Raw genomic sequence first — 18840 nt, 5'->3', positions numbered from 1 at the left:
TTGGTGAGTGTTCGATCAGTCACATGCCTACCACGACCCCTCGCTCCACCGCCGAGGCGCAGCGCGAGCGGATCACCGCGGCCGCCGTGCACGTCTTCGCGCGCACCGGCTACGCGGCGACCCCGATCACCGAGGTCGCCACGGAGGCCGGGGTCTCGCCGGCCTACGTCTTCCGCCTGTTCCCCGGCAAGCTCGGCGTCTTCGTCGCCGCGGTCGACCGCTGCTACGAGCTGGTCGCGTCGAGGCTCGCAGCAGCGGGGGAGGCCTCGCCCTCCTCCGACCCGGCCGACCGGCTCGAGGCGATGACCGCCGCCTACATCGACCTGATCGCCGACCGCGACCTGATCATGCTGCAGTCGCAGGCGCAGAGCGCGTGCGAGGTCCCGGAGATCCGCGAGGCCGTGCGCCGGGGCGTCTCCGCGGTCGTCCGGCGGGTCACCGTCGTCTCCGGAGCCGACGGCCCGGCCGTGCAGCGCTTCATCGCCTACGGCCAGCTCTGCCACCTGATCGTCCAGGCCGACCTCGGCGGCGTCGACTCCGAGTGGGCGCACATCGTCTCGGCAGGCATCCGCCACCACCCTTGACCGCCACATGCCGGTCGACTAGCCCCGCAAGGGCGCATCCCCTGCTGGTCGAGTAGCGCTGGTTCGCCCGCTGGTCCAGCAGGCCCGCCCCCACCCATGCTGGTCGAGTAGCCCCGCAGGGGCGTATCGAGACCCACGCTGCCATCCCTTCCGCCTCCACCCCACCCTCTCCACCGCACCACTCCTTCCCGCACACCCACACATGTGACTGTCCAGTCACTCAGCAAACCACCCAGGAGCACCCCATGACCACCACCCTCCCGCGCACCACCACCCGCGTCGTCCTCCCCGGACTCGTCGAGCCGTCCGGGCTCGTCGTCGAGCAGGCGCCCGTCGAGCCGCCCACGGCCGGCGAGCTGCTCGTCGCCGTCGAGGCCACCGGCATCTCCTTCGCGGAGCAGTCGATGCGCCGCGGCCGCTACGTCGCCCAGCCGCCCTTCCCCTTCACCCCGGGCTACGACCTGGTCGGCCGGGTGCTCGCAGTCGGCCCCGGCGGCGACGCGTCGCTCGAGGGCCGCCGCGTCGCCGCGCTCACCAAGACCGGCGGCTGGACCGGGCACGCCCGCGTCGCCGCACGCGACTGCGTCCCGGTGCCCGACGGCGTCGCGTCGGAGGACGCCGAGGCCGTGGTGGTGAACGGAGTGACGGCCTGGCAGATGCTGCACCGCTCGGCCCGGGTCTCCCGCGGCGACACGATCCTCCTGTTCGGAGCGAACGGCGGCGTCGGCGGTCTCGTGCACCGGCTCGCGCGGCTCGAGGGCATCCGGGTGATCGGCGCCGCCTCGCCCCGCTACCACGACGCCCTCCGCGCAGCCGGCGTCGAGCCCGTCGACTACGCCGACCCGGAGGTCGCCGCGCGCGTCCGCGAGCTCGCGCCCGGCGGTGTCCAGGCCGTCTTCGACAACATCGGCGGAGCGACGACCCGCCTGGCCTGGTCGCTGCTCGCGCCCGGCGGCACCCTCGTCGCCTACGCGATCGTCAGCGCGAGCACCGGGAGCATCTGGCCGCCGTTCCTGAAGCAGCTCGCGCGGATCCAGGCCTACCAGCTGGCGCCCAACGGCCGGCGCGCCGTCTTCTACGACCTCTGGGCCGGGCACTCGCTGCGTCCCGCGCGCTTCCGCGCCCGGCTCGAGGAGGACCTCGGCCGCGTGCTCGCGCTCCTCGCCGAGGGCTCGCTCTCGGCCAACATCGCGGCGCGCTTCCCGCTCACCGGGATCGTGGCGGCGATGGAGCTCGCCGAGTCGCGGACCCTCGACGGCAAGGTGATCCTGCTGCCCTGATCGAGGCGCTGCCCTGATCGAGGCGCCGCCCTGATCGAGGCGCCGGGCGACCGGTGCCGCGCGCCCGTGGAAAAATGGGCGGTGATGTCCTCCGAAGCCTCATGAGCGCCGCCACCTACCTGACCGCCTCGATCCCCCTGCGCCTCGCGAGCGCGGGGATGGTCGTCGCCCTTCCCGTCCTCGCCGTCGAGCGCCTCGACGACGTCGCCCTCGGCGGGCTGCTGACCGGCGCGGCGCTGTTCCCGAGCGTGATCGCCGCGCCGCTGGTCGGCACGGTGCTCGACCGGGTGCGCGCGCCGCGCCGGCTGCTGGTCGGCGCGGCGCTCGCCACCGCCGCCTCCTTCGCGCTCGCCGCGTTCCTCGGCGACGTGCCGACGCTCCTGATCGCGCTGCTCCTGGTGCTCGCGGGTCTCGCGACCCCCGTCTACATGGGCGGCATGTCGAGCTTCGTCACCAGCGCGATCGCCGAGCCGCGCCGCGCCTACGCGCAGGACTCGCTCTCCTACACCGTCGCCTCCATCGGCGGCCCCGCGATCGCCGGGCTCGTGATCGCCGTCGCCTCGGCCCGCTTCGCGATGCTCGCGATGGCGGCCCTCGCGCTCATCGGGGTCCTCGGCTCGCTCGCCCTGCGGATGGAGGCGCGGCCGACTCCCACCGTCGGGGTCCGGCGCACCATCGCCGCCGGGGTCACCCACCTCGTCCGCCACCGGCCGATCGCCATCGTCACCCTCTCGGGCACGATCAGCCAGATCGGCGGAGGCGCGGCGGGGGTCGCCGCGATCGGCCTGTCGCTCGAGCGGGTGGGCAGCCCCGCCGCGGCGGCCGGGCTCCTCACCGCCTTCGCCGTCGGCGGGCTGCTCGGCGCGATCGCGGTCGCCCTCCGGCGCTGGACGCACCGGCCCCCGGCCTGGGTGATGGGCGCGGGCTTCGCCGCGACCGGCGTCGCCCTGCTCGCCGCCGCTCCCGATCTCGGGATCGTCGTGGCCGTCGTCGCGTTCGCCGTCGCCGGGATCTTCACCGCGCCCGCGAACGCCGCGATGCTGCTGCTGCGCGATCAGGAGAGCCCGGCGGCCGTCCGCTCCCAGGTCTTCACGATCGGCGCGGGCCTGCGCGCCGCCGCCGCCGCGGTCGGAGCCGCCCTCGCAGGCGCCGCCTCCACCCTCGACGCCGGCTGGCTGATCCTCGGCATCGCCACCGTCTGGATCGCCTCAGGCGCCCTGCTCACCCTCTTCCCCAGCCCCGAGCCCCCCACGCGCCTCACACCCTGATCCCCCCGCCGCGAGATGCCACTTGTGCACGCGACACGCCGTGAAAGGCGTGCACAAGTGGCATCTCGCGGGAGCGGGAGGGAGTGGGTCAGGCGGCGGCGCCCGCGAGGCTGCCGGTGCTGAGGCCGGCCGGGTCGGTGATCAGGCAGTTGATGACGCGGTCGCCGCTGCCCCAGCTCTCCTCGGTCGGGTAGTAGTAGCTGAACTCGTACTGCGACTCCTCGTAGCTGAGCCCGACGAAGCTCTCGAACGCCGTCTGGCACTCGGAGTCGGCCTGGGCGACGGTGTCCGTCTCGCCCGGGTACTCGTCGGCCTCGGCCATCGTGATGTTCTGGAAGACCTCGTAGCTGTGCTCGTCGGTGCACGGCACGGTCGGCACGTCGGTGACCTCGGTCGCGGTCTCGCTCAGCTCGTCGTTCAGGCAGTCGCCGACGCGCAGCTGGAAGACGTCGGTCGTGCCGCCCTCGACGATCTCGCCCGAGGAGTCGTCGCGGGTCTCGCCGCCCATCATGCTGTTGATCCCCGAGCAGCCGGTCAGGCCGAGGGCGAGGGCCGCAGCGGCGGCGAGGACGAGGGAGGAACGGCGGCGGTTCATCAGGAGCTCCAGACGGCGGCGGTGACGGTGACAGATCGGCTCCAGGGTAGGGGCGGCCGGGCCCGCGCGGGCACCCCCTGTGCGGTGCGTCCGCCCGCCGATCGAGGCCGCTACTCCGATCGCCGCCTCCCGACAAGGCCCCCCGCGCGGCAGGCGCCGCCCAGCCGAGTGGAGTCGAATGGGGGCATGGCTCAGAAGACCGTCGCAGACCAGCTCATCGCCCAGCTCATCGACGCCGGGGTCTCCCGGATCTACGGCATCGTCGGCGACTCGCTCAATCCGATCGTCGACGCGGTGCGCCGCAGCGGCGGCTCGGCCAAAGGCGGGATCGACTGGATCCACGTCCGCAACGAGGAGGCCGCCGCCTTCGCGGCCGCCGCGGAGGCGCAGATCACCGGGAAGCTGGCGGTGTGCGCCGGGAGCTGCGGGCCGGGCAACCTGCACCTGATCAACGGCCTCTACGACGCGCACCGCTCGGCCGCGCCGGTGCTCGCGATCGCGAGCCACATCCCGAGCAACGAGATCGGCTCCGGCTACTTCCAGGAGACGCACCCCGACCGCCTCTTCGTCGAGTGCTCGCACTACCGCGAGCTCGTCTCCACGGCGGCGCAGGCCCCGCGGGTCGTGAACGCGGCGATGCGCAGCGCCGTCGCCCTCCGCGGCGTGGCCGTGGTGACGCTGCCGGGCGACGTCGCCGAGTTCGAGGCCGTGGGGGAGTTCCCCGCCTTCGTGCTGCCGGAGCCGCCGATCCTCGTGCCCGCCGAGGCCGACGTCCGCGCGCTCGCCCAGGCGATCGACGCCGCGAAGACGGTCGCGATCTTCGCCGGCGCCGGAGTGCGGCACGCGCACGACGAGGTCGTCGCGTTCGCCGAGCTCGTCGGAGCGCCGATCGGGCACAGCCTGCGCGGCAAGGAGTGGATCCAGTACGACAACCCGTACGACGTCGGCATGACGGGGCTGCTCGGCTACGGTGCCGCGCACGCGGGCATCCACGACGCCGATCTGCTGATCCTGCTCGGCACCGACTTCCCCTACGAGCAGTTCCTGCCCGACGCGTCGAAGGTCGTCATCGCCCAGGTCGACACGGACGCCTCGAAGCTCGGCCGCCGGGTGAGCGTGGCCCACCCTGTGCACGGCGACGTCGCCGCGACGCTCGACGCGCTCACCCCGCTGGTGAAGCGCAAGGACCACCGCTTCCTCGACAAGCTGCTGAAGAAGCACGAGAAGCTCGTCACGGGCGTGGTCGGGAAGTACACCGAGGTCGCCACGAAGCGCCCGATCCACCCCGAGCTGGTCGCCTCGACGCTCGACGTGCTGCTCGCGGACGACGCGATCGTGACCGCCGACACCGGCATGGGCAACGTCTGGCAGGCGCGCTACATCACGCCGAACGGCCGCCGCCGCCTGCTCGGCTCGTACTCGCACGGGTCGATGGCGAACGCGCTGCCGCAGGCGGTCGGCGCGCAGCTCGCGCAGCCGGGCCGCCAGGTCGTCTCGCTGAGCGGCGACGGAGGGCTCTCGATGCTGATGGGCGAGCTGGTGACGGTCGCCGCGTACAAGCTGCCGGTGACGATCGTCGTGTTCAACAACTCGACGCTCGGGCTGGTCAAGGTCGAGATGCTCGTCGACGGCTTCCCCGACTTCGCGGTCGACGTGCCGATGGTCGACTACGCGCAGGTCGCGACCGCGATCGGCTTCCGGGGGATCCGCGTCGAGGACCCGCGCGAGGTCGAGGGGGCGCTGCGGGAGGCGCTCGCCGATCCGGGGCCGGTGCTCGTGGACGTGGTGACGGATCCGCTCGCCCTGTCGCTGCCGCCGACGGTGACCGGCGCGCAGGTGAAGGGATTCGCGCTGGCGATGTCGAAGATGGTGATGAACGGCGGCACGGGCGAGGCGATCGCGCTGGCCCGCTCCAACGTGAAGCACGCGCTGCGGTGAGGCGCCTGGCGACCGGCACGTGGTTCGTGCGCGGCTCGAGCCTGCCGCTCTGGCGCGGGCGGGAGGGGGTGGCGATCACCTACGCGCCGCTGCCGAGCGGCGAGGTCGCCGACGTCGTCAGCTGGCGCGGCCGGCGCTCGACGCGGTACGTGGTCGGGATCGACGCCCCCGACCCCGCGGATCCGGACGGCTTCCGCTGGCGCGGCGTCGAGCCGCTGACGCTGCTCGCCCGCAGCCGGTGGTCCTTCGTCGCGGCCGACGCGGAGGCGGGCTGGGCGCTGACCCGCTTCGCGCGGACGCCGTTCACCCCGGCCGGCGTCGACGTCTGCGTCCGCGACGCGCACCCGGCGCCCGGCGTGCTCGCCGCCGCCCTCGCGGCCTGCGCCGCCGACCCCCGCACGGCACCGCTGCGCCCCCGCCTCTTCGAGGTCGCCCCCTGACAGTGGATCTCGATACGCCCGCTGCGCGGGCCACTCGATCAGCATGAGCGGGTGCGGCCCGCTCGCTGCGGACCGCTCCCATGCTGGTCGAGTAGCCCCGCAGGGGCGTATCGAGACCCCGCGTGCAGGCCTCAGAGGCTCTCGCCGAGCGTGATCGCGTCGGCCTCGACGGCCTCCGCCTCCGCCCCGTGCGCGTCCGCGCGCGCCAGCGTCCGCCGCCCGAGGAACACGATCAGCGATGCGACCAGCACCGCACCCGCCGCCGCGTACATCGGGAACGCCGGCGACACGGCGACGGCCAGCGCGGACGCCGCCGGCGGCGCGATCGCCCCGCCGAGGAACCGCACGCCCGAGTAGGCGGACGACGCGACGGAGCGCGGCAGGTCGGTCGCCTCCATCACGCACTCGGTCAGCACCGTGTTCACCACGCCCAGCAGCAGGCCGCCGACGATGATGCAGACGATCAGGCCGACCCGCGACGAGATCAGCAGCCCGCCCGCGACGAGGTCGAGCGCCAGCAGCACCAGGACCGAGCGGAGCACGACGGTGCGCGGCAGCCGCGCGGTGAGCAGCGGAGCGACGAACACCGAGGTAATCGCGACGCCCAGCCCCCAGCCGAAGAAGGTGAAGCCGAGCCCCATCTCGTCCAGCCCCAGCGGGTAGGGCGTGTAGGCCAGCAGCACGAAGAAGCCGATGTTGTAGAACAGCGCGGCACCGGCGAGGGTGCGGATCGCGGGGACCGCGAGCGCTTTGAACGGCGCGGACAGCGGCGTCGGGGTCGGCCGCGGGCCATCCTCCCGCAGCAGCGTCGCGATGGCGATGAAGCCGACCGCCATCAGCACCGCGGTGCCGAAGAACGGGCCGCGCCAGGAGACGGAGCCGAGCAGGCCGCCGAGCAGCGGGCCGATCGCGATGCCGACGCCCAGCGCGGCCTCGTAGAGCACGATCGCGGCGGAGGAGCCTCCGCTGGCCGCGCCGACGATCGTCGAGAGCGCGGTCGAGATGAAGAGCGCGTTGCCGAAGCCCCAGCCCGCGCGGAAGCCGATGACGCCCTCGACACTGCCGGCCGTGCCCGCGAGCGCGGCGAAGACCACGATCAGCACGAGGCCGATCATCAGCGTCTTCTTGGCGCCGATGCGGCTGGAGAGCCAGCTGGTGAAGAACATCACTACGCCGGTGATCACGAGGTAGCTGGTGAACAGCAGCGAGGTCTCGGTCGGCGTCGCCTCGAGGCTCTCGGCGATCGCCGGGAGGATCGGGTCGACCAGGCCGATGCCCATGAAGGCGATGACGGCGGCGAAGGCGACGGCCCAGACGGCGAGCGGCTGCCGGAGGATCGAGCCGCCCGCGGCGGGGGAGTGGGGTGTGGACACGGAGGGGCCTTTCGGGACGGGGTCGTGCGGGGAGGGGGACATGCGGGGAGGGGGACGTGCGCGGGGAGGGCGTCAGGAGCCGGCGACGCGCAGCACGCGCGCCTCGACGAGGGCCGCGGCGCGCTCGAGGGCGCGGCGGTCGTCGTCGTCGAGGTCCTCGAACAGCGGCGCGAGGGCGGCGTCGAGGCGGAGGCGGTGCTCGGCGAGCGCCGCGGATCCCGCCTCGGTGCCCTCGATCAGCCAGGCGCGGCCGTCGCTCTCGTCGTGCACGCGGCGGATCCAGCCGGCCTCGTCCAGGCGCGCGACGATGCCGGTCATCGTCGGCTGAGTGACGCGGACGCGCTCGGCGAGCTCGCCCAGGCGGATCCGGGAGGCGGTGCGCAGCTCGGCGAGGGTCGACCAGACCGCCCCGGACTGCGCGCCGAGCCCAGTGGCACCGCTGGAGCGACCGGCGTACCGCGCGAGCGCGGTGGCGGCGGAGGCGAGGCGGACGGGAGCGGACGGTTCGAGCACGTCCATAAACATAGCACGCCTATGTATTGAGGGGAATCGCGAGACGTCGGCTCCCGCACTGCCCTTCTCGATGGTTCCCGTGCCAAAATGGTTCGCAATCCCTCGTCACAGCCGGGGATCACCGACGGAAAGAGTTGTCATGCCCAGCGCCTCACCCAGCGCACCCGCCTCCGGATCCGGCGTCGCCTCCGAGATCGACTGCGACGTCATCGTGATCGGCGCCGGCGCGACCGGCCTGACCGCGGCCCTCCGCCTGCAGGAGCGGGGCCGCAGCGTCGTCGTCCTCGAGGCGCGCGAGCGCGTCGGGGGCCGCCTCGAGACGCGGGTGATCGACGGCCAGATGCTCGAGCTCGGCGGTCAGTGGGTCTCCCCGGACCAGACCGCGCTGCTCGAGACGCTCGACGAGCTGGGCCTGGCCACCTACTCCCGCTACCGCGAGGGCGAGAGCATCTACATCGGCGCCGACGGCGGCGCCCGGCGCTTCACCGGCGACATCTTCCCCGGCGGCGCGAGCACCGAGGCCGAGATCGAGCGGCTGATCGGGATCCTCGACGGCCTCGTCGCCGAGACCGACCCGGCCGCCCCGTGGTCGCACCCGCTCGCCCACGACTACGACCGGATCAGCTTCGCCGCCTGGCTCGAGGCGCAGACCGACGACGCCGAGGCGCGCGCCAACGTCGCGCTCTTCATCGCCGACGCCATGCTCACCAAGCCCGCGCACGCGTTCTCGCTGCTGCAGGCCCTGCTGATGGCGGCGAGTGCGGGCAGCTTCGGCAACCTCGTCGACGCCGACTTCATCCTCGACAAGCGGGTCCTCGGCGGGCTGCAGCAGGTCCCGGAGCGGCTCGCCGAGCGCCTAAGCGCCGAGCGCGTCCTGCTCGGCCGTCCGGTCCGCTCCGTGCAGTGGAGCGGCGACGCGGTGACCGTGCGCGCCGACGGCGTCACGGTGCGGGCCCGCCGCGCGATCGTCGCGGTGCCGCCGAACCTCGTCAACCGGATCGCCTTCGACCCGCCCCTGCCCCGGCTCCGCCAGCAGGCGCTGCAGCACCAGTCGCTCGGCCTCGTGATCAAGGTGCACGCGACCTACGCGACCCCGTTCTGGCGCGCCGACGGCCTCTCCGGCACCGCGTTCAGCCCGCACGCCCTCGTGCACGAGGCGTACGACAACTCCAACGCGGGGGAGGAGCGCGGCACCCTCGTCGGCTTCGTCTCGGACGAGAAGGCCGACCGCGTGCTGGCCCTGCCCGAGGCCGAGCGGAAGGCCGCGATCCTCGACTCGCTCGCCGCCTACTACGGCCCGGCCGCGCTCGACCCCGTCGTCTACTACGAGAGCGACTGGGCCGCGGAGGAGTGGACGCAGGGCGCCTACGCCGCGAGCTTCGACCTCGGCGGGCTGACCCGCTACGGCGCGCTCCAGCTCGAGCCGGTGGGCCCGCTCCGCTTCGGCTCGAGCGACCTCGCCGCGGAGGGCTACCAGCACGTCGACGGCGCGATCCGCGTCGGCCGGCGGCTCGCGCAGGAGATCCTGGACGAGGACGGCGCCGAGCGCGACACCACCCAGCACGACGACACCGCCGGCGCGACCGCGCCGGCCCACCACCGTGAAGGAGCACTCCCCGCATGAGCAGCAGCACCTACGCCGTCATCGACCCGGCCTCGGGCGAGACGCTGAGCGAGTACCCCGGAGCGACCGACGCCGAGGTCGCCGACGCGATCGCCTCGGCGCACGACGCGTACTCCTCCTGGTCGCGCACCGTGCCGGTCGCCACCCGCGCCGCGCTGATCGGCCGCGTCGCCGAGCTGCACGCCGAGCGCGCCGATGCGCTCGCCGAGATCATCGTCCGCGAGATGGGCAAGCCGCTCGAGCAGGCGCAGGGCGAGGTCGGCTTCGCGGCCGACATCTACCGCTACTACGCCGACAACGGCGAGGAGTTCCTGAAGGACGAGCCGATCGCGCTCGCCGACGGCACCGGCTCGGCCTTCGTCCGCCGCGCGGGTCTCGGCGTGCTGCTGGGCATCATGCCGTGGAACTTCCCCTACTACCAGGTCGCCCGCTTCGCCGGCCCGAACGTGGTCGCCGGCAACGCGATCCTGCTCAAGCACGCCCCGCAGTGCCCGGAGTCGGCCGCCGCGATCGCCGACATCTTCCGCACCGCCGCCGAGGAGCTCGGCGCCCCCGCCGGCGTCTACGTGAACCTCTACGCGAGCAACGACCAGGCCGCGGCGGTGATCGCCGACCCGCGCGTGCAGGGCGTGTCGGTCACCGGCTCCGAGCGGGCGGGCGCGGCGGTCGCCGAGATCGCCGGCCGCCACCTGAAGAAGGTCGTGCTCGAGCTCGGCGGCTCCGACCCGTTCGTCCTGCTCTCCACCGACGACCTCGACAAGGCCGTGGAGGACGCGGTCGCCGCGCGCCTGGACAACAACGGCCAGTCCTGCAACGCGGCCAAGCGCTTCATCGTCCTCGACGCGCTCTACGACGAGTTCGCGGCGAAGTTCACCGAGGCCTTCACGAAGGCGCAGCCCGCGGATCCGTTCGCCGACGGCACCCTGCTCGGCCCGCTGTCCTCCTCCACCGCCACCGAGCGCCTCGAGCAGCAGCTCGCCACCGCGCGCGAGCAGGGCGCGACCGTCCGCGCGAGCGGCGAGGTGACCGGCAACTTCTTCCCGCCGGCCGTCCTCGAGGACGTCACGCCCGAGATGAACGCGTACCGCGAGGAGTTCTTCGGCCCCGTCGCCGCGCTCTACCGGGTCCACGACGAGGACGAGGCGATCGCGCTCGCGAACGACACCCCGTTCGGCCTCGGCTCCTACCTCTACACGACCGACGAGGAGCAGGCCCTGCGCCTGGCGGATCGCATCGACGCCGGCATGGTCTGGATCAACCTCGTCCTCGGCGACGCGGTCGAGCTGCCCTTCGGCGGCGTCAAGCGCTCCGGCACCGGCCGCGAGATGGGCCGCAGCGCCCTCGAGGAGTTCGTCAACAAGAAGCTCATCCGCATCGCCCGGCCCTAGGTGGTCCGGCGGGGCCGTGCCAGCGCCGGCGGGCCTGCCTTCCAGGCGTTCCGTCATCGACAGTCCAGGTCGGGAAGCGCGGTCGGCTCGACTCCCAGCACGTCCAGCACTCGCCGCGCGGTCGAGGGAGTCGACATCGACAGACCGCGTTCGAGGCGTCGAACGTCGGAGACGGACACCCCTGCGGCGCGCGCCGGCTCGTCGGTGGAGAGGCCCTGGATTGCCTCCACTCGGCCCGCAGCGATCAGCGCCCGCATTCGGCGCGGAGTGACGCCGAGCTGCTCGGCGACCTGCTCGACGTTCATGATCCGTCTCTCTCGTTCGTCCGGTCTGCTGTCTCGCGGCCGATCGACCTTCGACGACATCGAGCGCTCCGTCTGCGGCACGGAGAGCGGCCGCGGCCTTCCACCAGTCACACGGCGGGGTTGCTCCCCCCTGTCGCCTGGCCAGAAGGTCTCCGGAGCTTGGCGCGCAACGCACTCCGTCTGATATCGCCGGTGATACTATGACGATGTCGTCGATTGCAAAGCTTCTGCAGCGCATGCGGAGCAACCCGAGAGGGGTGCGCTTCGAGGATCTCGCGAGGGTGTGCGATCACTTCTTCGGCGAACCTCGTCAGCGCGGCACTTCCCACCGCGTCTACCGGATGCCCTGGTCGGGCGATCCGCGGGTGTACATTCAGAACGACCGGGGAGAGGCGAAGCCCTATCAGGTCAAGCAGGTGCTCGCGGCGATCGAGAAGTGGGAGGGGGAGCTGAAGTGACCGACGCGGAGCACTACACCTATCGAGTCCAGTGGTCGCAGGAGGACGAGCAGTTCCTCGGCACCGTGGCGGAGTTCCCCTCGCTCTCCTGGGCGGCGGACTCGTCGTCGGAGGCGTTCGCCGGGATCCGGAGCGTCGTCGTCGAGGTCCTCGCCGACATGGCCGACACTGGCGAGGTGCCACCTGTCGCGTTCGGCGACCGGACCTACTCGGGTCGCTTCCTCGTCCGAATGCCCCCCGGGTTGCATCGTCGGCTCGTCATCGAGGCGGCTGAGCAGCAGGTGTCCCTCAACAGCCTGGCGCTGACGCGGCTCGTGGGGGCCTGAGGCTCGTCGGCCCTGAAGCCCGGTAGGCTCGCCCGTCATGCGCGTCTTCGGCTGTCCGCACTGCGAGGCGCGGGTGGAGTTCGAGGACGCGGTGTGCCTGCGCTGCGGCACGGCGCTCGCCTACGACGTCGCCGCGGACGAGCTCGTCGAGGCCGAGGGGCGCGCGCTCTGCGTCTACCGCGGCACGATCGACTGCACCTGGCTCGCGGCGGAGGGGACCGGCGGCGCCTGCGCCTCCTGTGCCCTGACCCGCGCCCGGCCGCCGGTGTACGACGCGGCGACGCTGAGCCAGCTGACGGTCGCCGAGTTCGCCAAGCGGCGCCTCCTGCGCCAGCTGCGGCACCTCGACCTGCCGGTCGATCAGGGCCGCCGGCTCTCCTTCGAGCTCCTCTCCTCGGCGCAGGGCTCCGTCACGACGGGGCACGCGGACGGTGTGATCACCGTCGATCTCGCCGAGGGGGACGACGCGCACCGCGAAGCGCTGAAGGCGCGGCTCGGCGAGCCCTACCGGACGATGCTCGGCCACTTCCGTCACGAGATCGGCCACTACTACTGGCAGCTGCTCGTCGACGGCACCCCGCTCCTGCCCGCGTTCCGCGAGCTGTTCGGCGACGAGCGGGCCGACTACGGCGCGGCGCTCGACGCGCACTACGGCGGCGCTGCCACCGAGGACTGGGCCCGCGACCACATCTCCCAGTACGCGACGACGCACCCGTGGGAGGACTTCGCCGAGACCTTCGCGCACTACCTGCACATCGCCGACGCGCTCGAGACCACGGCGACCGTCGGTCTCACCGTGGCCGGACCGTGGGGCCGCCTGCCCGAGTCGCTCGTCGGCGGCGTCCAGGCCACGGGCGCCGAGCGGATCTCGGGCCTGGAGATGCCCGAGATCCTCGCCCGCTGGCACGGCTTCTCCCTCGCCCTCAACAGCGTGAACCGCTCGATGGGCAAGGACGACCTCTACCCGTTCGTGATCACGCCCGCGATCGCCGAGAAGCTGGCCTGGGTGCACGAGCTGGTGCGCCGCGGCGGCTGACTCCGGAGAGCCCGGCCGGGCGGCGCACCCCGCACCGCCGGGGAGCGGCGCTACTTCTTCTTCAGCGAGGACTCCTTGTGCGCGGCCTTCGCGTCGGTCTTGTCGCTCTGCACGATCCAGTAGGGCTCGTCGTCCGAGGCGTTGAACTTCTGCCCCTCGAACTGGAACTCCTTCGTCTTCTTCTCGACCAGCTCGCCGTGGGTCTCGCCCTGGGAGGTGTTCCAGCTGATCTTGTCGCCCTTCTTCACGAGGCGCTCCTTCTCTCTCGTGCCGCCCCGGGACGGGGCAGCGTGATGGTGGTCGTGACGTCGACGATCGCCGGAGCGGCCGGCGCCGACGAGAAGCCGAAGCGGACGGGCGGGGACAGCGGCCCGAGTGCGCCGAGGTCCTCGCCGCCGAGCGACGCGGAGACCTCGAGGATCCGGCGGATCGCACGGACCCCGTAGTACTCCCGCCTGCCGTGGCCGGCCGAGCCCGCGGTGCTGACGCCCCGCACGAGCACCGAGGCGACCGGCGAGATCGCGGTCAGCCATGCCGGGTGCTCGGCGAGCGGTCGCGGGACGATCCGCAGCAGCCGCCCGAGCGGGGTGAGCCCGCCGAGCCGCAGCGACACGGCGAGCGGCCCCGCGGCGGCGTCGAGGCCGCCGGAGATCCGCCGCCACGAGACCGGCGCGAGCAGCACCTCGTCGAACGAGTAGGTCGATCCGATGAACCCGGCCACCTCGTCCGTCGGCGCGATCAGGATCCGGTGCCCGTCGGGACGCTCGATCATCGCGTCGGCGAACGCGCCGAACGGCGTGCGCTCCCACATCCCGAGCACGATCCGGGTGCCGGAGGCCGTGCCGAACCCCGCGATGCGCCCGCTGAAGCGCAGGCGCCGCGAGGTCCGGCCCGGCCCGGTCATCAGGAGGCGGCGGAGCGCAGCAGCGTGAAGGACGCGTCGCGGACGATCAGCGTGGTGACCTCACCCGCGACCACCTGCTCGGGGTCGCTCGAGGCCGCGAGCTCCCACTCCGCGCCGGGAGCGTCCGGCACCGTGAACTCGACGCCGTTCTCGGCCGAGTTGAGCAGCAGCGCGAAGCTCGCGCTGCCCTCGGCGCGGAAGACGAACGTGATCGAGCGGGCGTCCGGGTTGTCCCAGTCCTCGTCGGCGAAGCCCGCCGCGTCCGAGCGCAGGATGTCGACCGTCTCGGGTCCGTCGCCGGGGGCGCGGCGGAACCACTTCGGCCGCAGGGCCGGCTCGGCCTTCCGCAGCGCGATCAGCTCGCGGGTGAAGGCGAGCAGCTCGCGGTCCGCGTTCTCCCAGTCGAACCACGAGATCTCGTCGTCCTGGCAGTAGGCGTTGTTGTTGCCGCCCTGGGTGCGCGCGATCTCGTCGCCGCCGAGGATCATCGGCACACCGGCCGAGAGCAGCAGCGTCGCGAGGAAGTTGCGGCGCATCCGGCCGCGGCGCTCGTTCACGGCGGGGTTGTCGGTCGCGCCCTCCGCCCCGTTGTTCGAGGAGCGGTTGTCGCTCTCGCCGTCGTTGTTGTCCTCGCCGTTGGCCGCGTTGTGCTTGCGCGAGTAGGCGGTGAGGTCGGCGAGGGTGAAGCCGTCGTGCGCGGTGACGAAGTTGACGCTCGAGACGGGGGAGCGCTTGTCGGCCTCGTAGACGTCGGGCGAGCCGAGGATCCGCTGGGCCGTGGTGCCGAGCACCGAGTCGGCGCCGTGCCAGAAGTCGCGGACGTCGTCGCGGAACTTCCCGTTCCACTCCGACCAGTCGGCCGGGAAGCCACCCACCTGGTAGCCGGCGGTGTCCCACGGCTCGGCGATCATCTTGACGGGCGCGAGCACCGGGTCCTGCGCGATCAGGTCGAGGAAGGCGCTGTGCACCTCGGCCTCGCCGGTCTGGCGGGTGAGCGTCGTGGCGAGGTCGAAGCGGAAGCCGTCGACGTGCATCTCGGTGACCCAGTAGCGCAGCGAGTCCATGATCAGGCCCAGCGCCGCGGGGTGCGCGACGTTGAGGCTGTTGCCGGTGCCGGTGGTGTCGAAGTAGTTGGCGCGGTCGTCCTCGACGAGGCGGTAGTAGGAGCCGTTGTCGATGCCCTTGAAGGAGAGGGTCGGGCCCTTGTCGTTGCCCTCGGCGGTGTGGTTGTAGACCACGTCGAGGATGACCTCGAGGCCGGCCTCGTGGAACGCCTTGACCATGGCCTTGAACTCGTCGACCTGCGAGCCGTCGTCGCCGGCGTGCGAGTACTCGTTGTGCGGAGCGAAGAAGCCGAGCGAGTTGTAGCCCCAGTAGTTGCGCAGGCCCTTCTCGATCAGGTGCGAGTCCTGCACGAACTGGTGCACCGGCAGCAGCTCGACCGAGGTCACGCCGAGGTCGGTGAAGTGCTTGATCGACGCGGGGTGCGCGAGACCGCGGTAGGTGCCGCGGATCTCCTCGGGCACGTCGGGGTGCAGCTGGGTGAAGCCCTTCACGTGCACCTCGTAGACGACGGTCTCGTCCAGGGGGATGCGCGGGGCCTCGTCGCCGGTCCAGTCGAAGGAGGCGGGGTCGGTCACGACGCAGCGCGGTACGGAGGCGGCGGAGTCGGCGTCGTTGCGGGTGTCGGCGTCCTCGTAGAACTGGCCGAAGACGTCCTCGCTCCAGTCGTAGGAGCCCTCGATCGCCGTGGCGTGCGGGTCGAGCAGGAGCTTGGCGGCGTTGTGGCGCAGACCGTTCGCGGGGTCCCAGGGGCCGTCGACGCGCAGGCCGTAGCGCGTGCCGATGCCCATGCCGGGGACGATCCCGTGGAAGACGTGGCCGGTGCGCTCGGTCAGGGCGACGCGGGTCTCGGCCCCGGACTCGTCGAACAGGCAGACCTCGACGCCGTCCGCGGTCTCCGAGTAGACGGCGACGTTCGCGCCGGCGTCGCCGCGGAGGGAGACGCCGAGGGGATAGGGGAAGGAGCGGGGAGATGCGGGCATGCGACCATCCTGACGAACGCTCCCTGAGCGGTTCTCGCCCTTGTCGGGCGGGTCGGGGGCCGCTACTGTCTTCGACCCCACTCCACGCGCCGGCCTGGCGGACGCCCTGCTCGGAGGCATATAGTCAGCTGGCTTACTAATGGAGCTCCGGACCGGATCCGGGGCGGAGGAGGGCGGCGGACATGGTCATCGCAGCAGCACGGCGTCGGTGGATCGGCCTGGTCGTGATCAGCCTCGGCGTCGCGACGATCATCGTCGACTCGACGATCGTGAACGTCGCGATCCCGTCGATCGTCGGCGATCTCGGCATCACCTCGACGCAGGTGCAGTGGGTGCAGGAGTCGTACACGCTCGTCTTCGCCGCGCTCCTGCTCGCCTTCGGCACCCTGGCCGACCGCTGGGGCCGGCGCCGGATGCTCATCGTGGGCATCGCGCTGTTCGCGCTGTCCTCGATCGCCGCGGCGCTGGCCCCGACCGGCGACCTGCTGATCGCCTCGAGGGTGGTGCAGGGGGTCGGCGGCGCGATGGTGCTCCCGTCGACGCTGTCGCTGATCAACGCGACCTTCCGCGGCAAGGAGCGCGCGATCGCTTTCGCCGTCTGGGGCTCGACCATCGGCGGCATGACCGCCGTCGGCCCGCTGCTCGGCGGCTGGCTCACCACCGACTTCTCCTGGCGCTGGGCGTTCGGGATCAACATCCCGCTCGGGATCGTGATCGTCGTGGGCGCCCTGCTCTTCGTCGACGAGTCGCGGCAGCCCGACGCGGGCCGGGTCGACCTGGTCGGCGCCCTCCTCTCGGTGATCGCCTCGGCCGCCCTCGTCTTCGGGCTGATCGAGGGCCGGAGCCTGGGCTGGTGGCTGCCCTCGCCCGTGCCGGTGGCCTTCGCGGTCGCGGTCCTCGCGACGATCGCGTTCGTGCTCTGGGCCCGCGCCCGGGAGCGCGCCGGCCGCTCGGCGATGCTCTCGCTGCGCCTGTTCCGGCTGGCGTCGTTCCGCAACGGCAGCATCGCCGCGATGATCGTCTCGCTCGGCGAGTTCGGCATCATCCTCGCCCTGCCGATCTGGCTGCAGAACGTGCTCGGCTACTCGGCCGTGCAGACCGGCCTGGTGCTGATCGCCCTCGCGCTCGGCTCGTTCGTCGCCTCCGGCTTCGCGGGGGCGTTCGGCAACCGGGTGTCCGCGGTGCTGATCGTCCGGGTCGGGCTCGCGGCCGAGATCGTCGGCGTCGTCGGCATCGGCGCGGTCGTCACCGACGCGACGCCGTGGTGGGCGCTCGTCCCCTTCCTCGCCGTCTACGGCTTCGGCGTCGGCCTCGCGACCGCGCAGCTGACCGGCGTGGTCCTCCGCGACGTGCCGGTCGAGCTCAGCGGCCAGGGCTCCGGCACCCAGTCGACCGCCCGCCAGATCGGCTCCGCGCTGGGCATCGCCGTGCTGGGCACGATCCTCTACACCTCGACGGCGGGCGTGCTCACCGCGTCGCTCGAGGAGCAGGGACTGCCGGCCGCGCAGGTCAGCAGCACCGTGGACGCGGTCGTCGACTCCTCGGGCGCGGCGATCGCCGGGCTCGCGGCCGACCCGGGCACCGCAGCGGTGGCGCGGGCGGCGGGGGAGGCGCTCTCGGACGGCACGCGCTTCGCCGCCTTCGCCGCGGCCGCGTTCCTGGCCGTCGGCTTCGCCGCGACCCTGTCCCTCGGCGGGTCGGCGCCGCGCGAGGAGGAGGACGAGGCCGCGGCCCCGTCCGCTGCCCCGGTCGGCACGGACCCGGTCAGCTGAGCGGCGCCGCGTCGTCGGCGGTGAAGACGATCTTGCCGAGGGTGCGGTCGGTGCCCTGCGCCCGCCGCGAGAGCACCGCGATGATCTCGTCGAGCGGATGCACCGCTCCCGCCGTCGGGGTCAGCTCGCCCGAGACGGCGAGCGACACCGCGCGGCCGATCCGCTCGGCGCTCGCCGTGACGATGAGGTTGCGGACCGCCGGGCGGTCGCGCCGGACGAGTCCCGCCGCCTGGGCGCCGAGGTCCGGGCCGCTGGGCACGAGCGTCGCGTAGCGCCCGCCGTCCGCGAGCAGGAGTGCGGCGTCCTTCGCCGGCAGGTGCCCGGACACGTCGAGCACCGCGTCGAAGCGGCCGCCGAGCACGCCGAGATCGAGCAGCCGGTAGTCGTGCGCCTCGGCGCCGAGCGCGCGGAGGGTGTCGGCCGAGGCCGCCGAGCCGGTCGCGGCGACGGTGCAGCCGGCCCGGACGAGCAGCTGCACGACGAGGTTCCCGATCGCCCCGGAGCCGCCGCCGACCAGCACCTGCTCGCCCGCGCGGACCCGCAGTGCGTCGACCGTGCCGACCGCGGTGCCGCCGGACATCGCCAGCGTCACGCCCTGGACGTCGTCGAGGGAGTCGGGGAGCGGCACGAGCGAGCGGTCCCGGACGATCGCGGCGTCCGCGAAGGCGTCGCCGTCGCGGGTCATGCCCACCACCCGGTCGCCGATCGAGACGGAGTGGCGGCCCGGGCCCAGCGCCTCGACGGTGCCGACGATGTCGAGTCCGAAGCCGTAGGGGCGCTTCCGGCCGACGGTCATGATCCGGGCGGTGCCGGAGAGGATCTTCTCGTCGGTCGCGTTGATGCTGGCCGCGCGGGTGCGCACGAGCACCTCGCCGCGGCCCGGCATCGGCACGGGCGCCTCCCGCCAGGAGAGCACGTCCGGCCCGCCGAACCGTTCGTAGCCGAGTCGTCGCACTTCCCACTCCCGTCGTCGCGCCGCCGGAGCGGTCGT

At 72.9% G+C, this 18840-nt stretch carries 19 protein-coding genes; 11 read left to right on the top strand and 8 right to left on the bottom strand.

The annotated features are described in order from the left end of the window. Window positions 1-23 precede the first annotated feature (23 nt). The 3 genes from HQQ82_RS11380 to HQQ82_RS11370 all read left to right on the top strand — a co-directional run bounded on the left by HQQ82_RS11380 (window position 24) and on the right by HQQ82_RS11370 (window position 3132). Complete coding sequence (locus HQQ82_RS11380) at window positions 24-584, top strand: TetR/AcrR family transcriptional regulator (RefSeq protein WP_173233246.1); 561 nt, start codon at window positions 24-26, stop codon at window positions 582-584. A gap of 245 nt (window positions 585-829) precedes the next feature. Further along, window positions 830-1864, top strand: a complete 1035-nt coding sequence (locus HQQ82_RS11375; RefSeq protein WP_173233244.1) for a zinc-binding dehydrogenase — start codon at window positions 830-832, stop codon at window positions 1862-1864. Window positions 1865-1965: 101 nt separating this feature from the next. Further along, complete coding sequence (locus tag HQQ82_RS11370) at window positions 1966-3132, top strand: MFS transporter (protein WP_173233242.1); 1167 nt, start codon at window positions 1966-1968, stop codon at window positions 3130-3132. Window positions 3133-3220: 88 nt separating this feature from the next. Here HQQ82_RS11370 and HQQ82_RS11365 read toward each other — a convergent pair whose 3' ends face one another. Next, the gene (locus tag HQQ82_RS11365) at window positions 3221-3727 is read right to left on the bottom strand and encodes a septum formation family protein (protein WP_173233240.1); all 507 of its coding nucleotides are present in this window, start codon (window positions 3725-3727) and stop codon (window positions 3221-3223) included. Between the two features lie 186 nt (window positions 3728-3913). Between HQQ82_RS11365 and HQQ82_RS11360 the strand changes: the two genes are divergently transcribed. Beyond that, entirely contained in the window at window positions 3914-5665 is a 1752-nt protein-coding gene (locus HQQ82_RS11360; RefSeq protein ID WP_173233238.1) for a pyruvate dehydrogenase, read from the top strand. After that, window positions 5662-6105, top strand: a complete 444-nt coding sequence (locus tag HQQ82_RS11355; RefSeq protein WP_173233236.1) for a hypothetical protein — start codon at window positions 5662-5664, stop codon at window positions 6103-6105. Before HQQ82_RS11360 ends, HQQ82_RS11355 begins: the two co-directional genes overlap by 4 nt. Window positions 6106-6236: 131 nt before the next feature. On the opposite strand, the gene HQQ82_RS11350 is transcribed toward HQQ82_RS11355, so the two are convergent. Both HQQ82_RS11350 and HQQ82_RS11345 read right to left on the bottom strand, forming a co-directional pair. Further along, window positions 6237-7478, bottom strand: coding sequence for an MFS transporter (locus tag HQQ82_RS11350; protein WP_367947933.1), 1242 nt, complete (start codon window positions 7476-7478; stop codon window positions 6237-6239). A gap of 72 nt (window positions 7479-7550) precedes the next feature. Then, window positions 7551-7991 carry a MarR family transcriptional regulator gene (locus tag HQQ82_RS11345; RefSeq protein WP_173233232.1) on the bottom strand — a complete coding sequence of 147 codons (441 nt, stop codon included), beginning with the start codon at window positions 7989-7991 and terminating at the stop codon, window positions 7551-7553. Window positions 7992-8130: 139 nt separating this feature from the next. Here HQQ82_RS11345 and HQQ82_RS11340 point away from each other — a divergent pair, with 139 nt between their 5' ends. After that, a complete protein-coding gene (locus HQQ82_RS11340; RefSeq protein WP_173233230.1) occupies window positions 8131-9615 on the top strand; it encodes an NAD(P)/FAD-dependent oxidoreductase in 1485 nt (494 codons plus the stop codon). Further along, window positions 9612-11003, top strand: coding sequence for an NAD-dependent succinate-semialdehyde dehydrogenase (locus tag HQQ82_RS11335; RefSeq protein ID WP_173233228.1), 1392 nt, complete (start codon window positions 9612-9614; stop codon window positions 11001-11003). Before HQQ82_RS11340 ends, HQQ82_RS11335 begins: the two co-directional genes overlap by 4 nt. Window positions 11004-11056: 53 nt before the next feature. Here HQQ82_RS11335 and HQQ82_RS11330 read toward each other — a convergent pair whose 3' ends face one another. Next, the gene (locus HQQ82_RS11330) at window positions 11057-11308 is read right to left on the bottom strand and encodes a helix-turn-helix transcriptional regulator (protein ID WP_173233226.1); all 252 of its coding nucleotides are present in this window, start codon (window positions 11306-11308) and stop codon (window positions 11057-11059) included. A gap of 206 nt (window positions 11309-11514) precedes the next feature. Here HQQ82_RS11330 and HQQ82_RS11325 point away from each other — a divergent pair, with 206 nt between their 5' ends. From HQQ82_RS11325 to HQQ82_RS11315, 3 genes are read left to right on the top strand one after another with little or no spacing between them, the layout of a single operon-like run. Continuing rightward, window positions 11515-11766 carry a toxin HicA gene (locus HQQ82_RS11325; protein WP_173233224.1) on the top strand — a complete coding sequence of 84 codons (252 nt, stop codon included), beginning with the start codon at window positions 11515-11517 and terminating at the stop codon, window positions 11764-11766. Further along, on the top strand, window positions 11763-12092 hold the full coding sequence (locus tag HQQ82_RS11320; RefSeq protein WP_173233222.1) for a toxin-antitoxin system HicB family antitoxin: 330 nt from the start codon (window positions 11763-11765) through the stop codon (window positions 12090-12092). Before HQQ82_RS11325 ends, HQQ82_RS11320 begins: the two co-directional genes overlap by 4 nt. A gap of 37 nt (window positions 12093-12129) precedes the next feature. Beyond that, window positions 12130-13128 (top strand): putative zinc-binding metallopeptidase, encoded by a 999-nt coding sequence (locus tag HQQ82_RS11315; protein WP_173233220.1) that lies wholly within the window; start codon window positions 12130-12132, stop codon window positions 13126-13128. 50 nt (window positions 13129-13178) lie between these two features. Here the strand turns inward: HQQ82_RS11315 and HQQ82_RS11310 are convergent, their stop codons facing one another. Genes HQQ82_RS11310 through glgX form a run of 3 tightly spaced genes read right to left on the bottom strand, consistent with a single transcriptional unit; the run spans window position 13179 to window position 16077 of the window. After that, the gene (locus HQQ82_RS11310; RefSeq protein ID WP_123701627.1) at window positions 13179-13376 is read right to left on the bottom strand and encodes a DUF2945 domain-containing protein; all 198 of its coding nucleotides are present in this window, start codon (window positions 13374-13376) and stop codon (window positions 13179-13181) included. Then, complete coding sequence (locus HQQ82_RS11305; RefSeq protein WP_173233218.1) at window positions 13373-14032, bottom strand: hypothetical protein; 660 nt, start codon at window positions 14030-14032, stop codon at window positions 13373-13375. The genes HQQ82_RS11310 and HQQ82_RS11305 overlap by 4 nt, the downstream gene beginning before the upstream one ends. Beyond that, window positions 14032-16077 (bottom strand): glycogen debranching protein GlgX, encoded by a 2046-nt coding sequence (gene glgX, locus HQQ82_RS11300; RefSeq protein ID WP_173233216.1) that lies wholly within the window; start codon window positions 16075-16077, stop codon window positions 14032-14034. The genes HQQ82_RS11305 and glgX overlap by 1 nt, the downstream gene beginning before the upstream one ends. 182 nt (window positions 16078-16259) lie before the next feature. Here glgX and HQQ82_RS11295 point away from each other — a divergent pair, with 182 nt between their 5' ends. After that, window positions 16260-17849 carry a DHA2 family efflux MFS transporter permease subunit gene (locus HQQ82_RS11295; protein WP_173233214.1) on the top strand — a complete coding sequence of 530 codons (1590 nt, stop codon included), beginning with the start codon at window positions 16260-16262 and terminating at the stop codon, window positions 17847-17849. On the opposite strand, the gene HQQ82_RS11290 is transcribed toward HQQ82_RS11295, so the two are convergent. Next, complete coding sequence (locus tag HQQ82_RS11290) at window positions 17842-18804, bottom strand: NADP-dependent oxidoreductase (protein WP_173233212.1); 963 nt, start codon at window positions 18802-18804, stop codon at window positions 17842-17844. The genes HQQ82_RS11295 and HQQ82_RS11290 overlap by 8 nt on opposite strands. Window positions 18805-18840 lie beyond the last annotated feature (36 nt).

The sequence above is a fragment of the Rathayibacter sp. VKM Ac-2856 genome, from assembly GCF_013205055.1.
Classification (GTDB): Bacteria; Actinomycetota; Actinomycetes; order Actinomycetales; family Microbacteriaceae; genus Rathayibacter.
The sequence above is the reverse complement of the archived record's forward strand: the minus strand, read 5'-3'. Positions and strand labels throughout refer to the sequence as shown.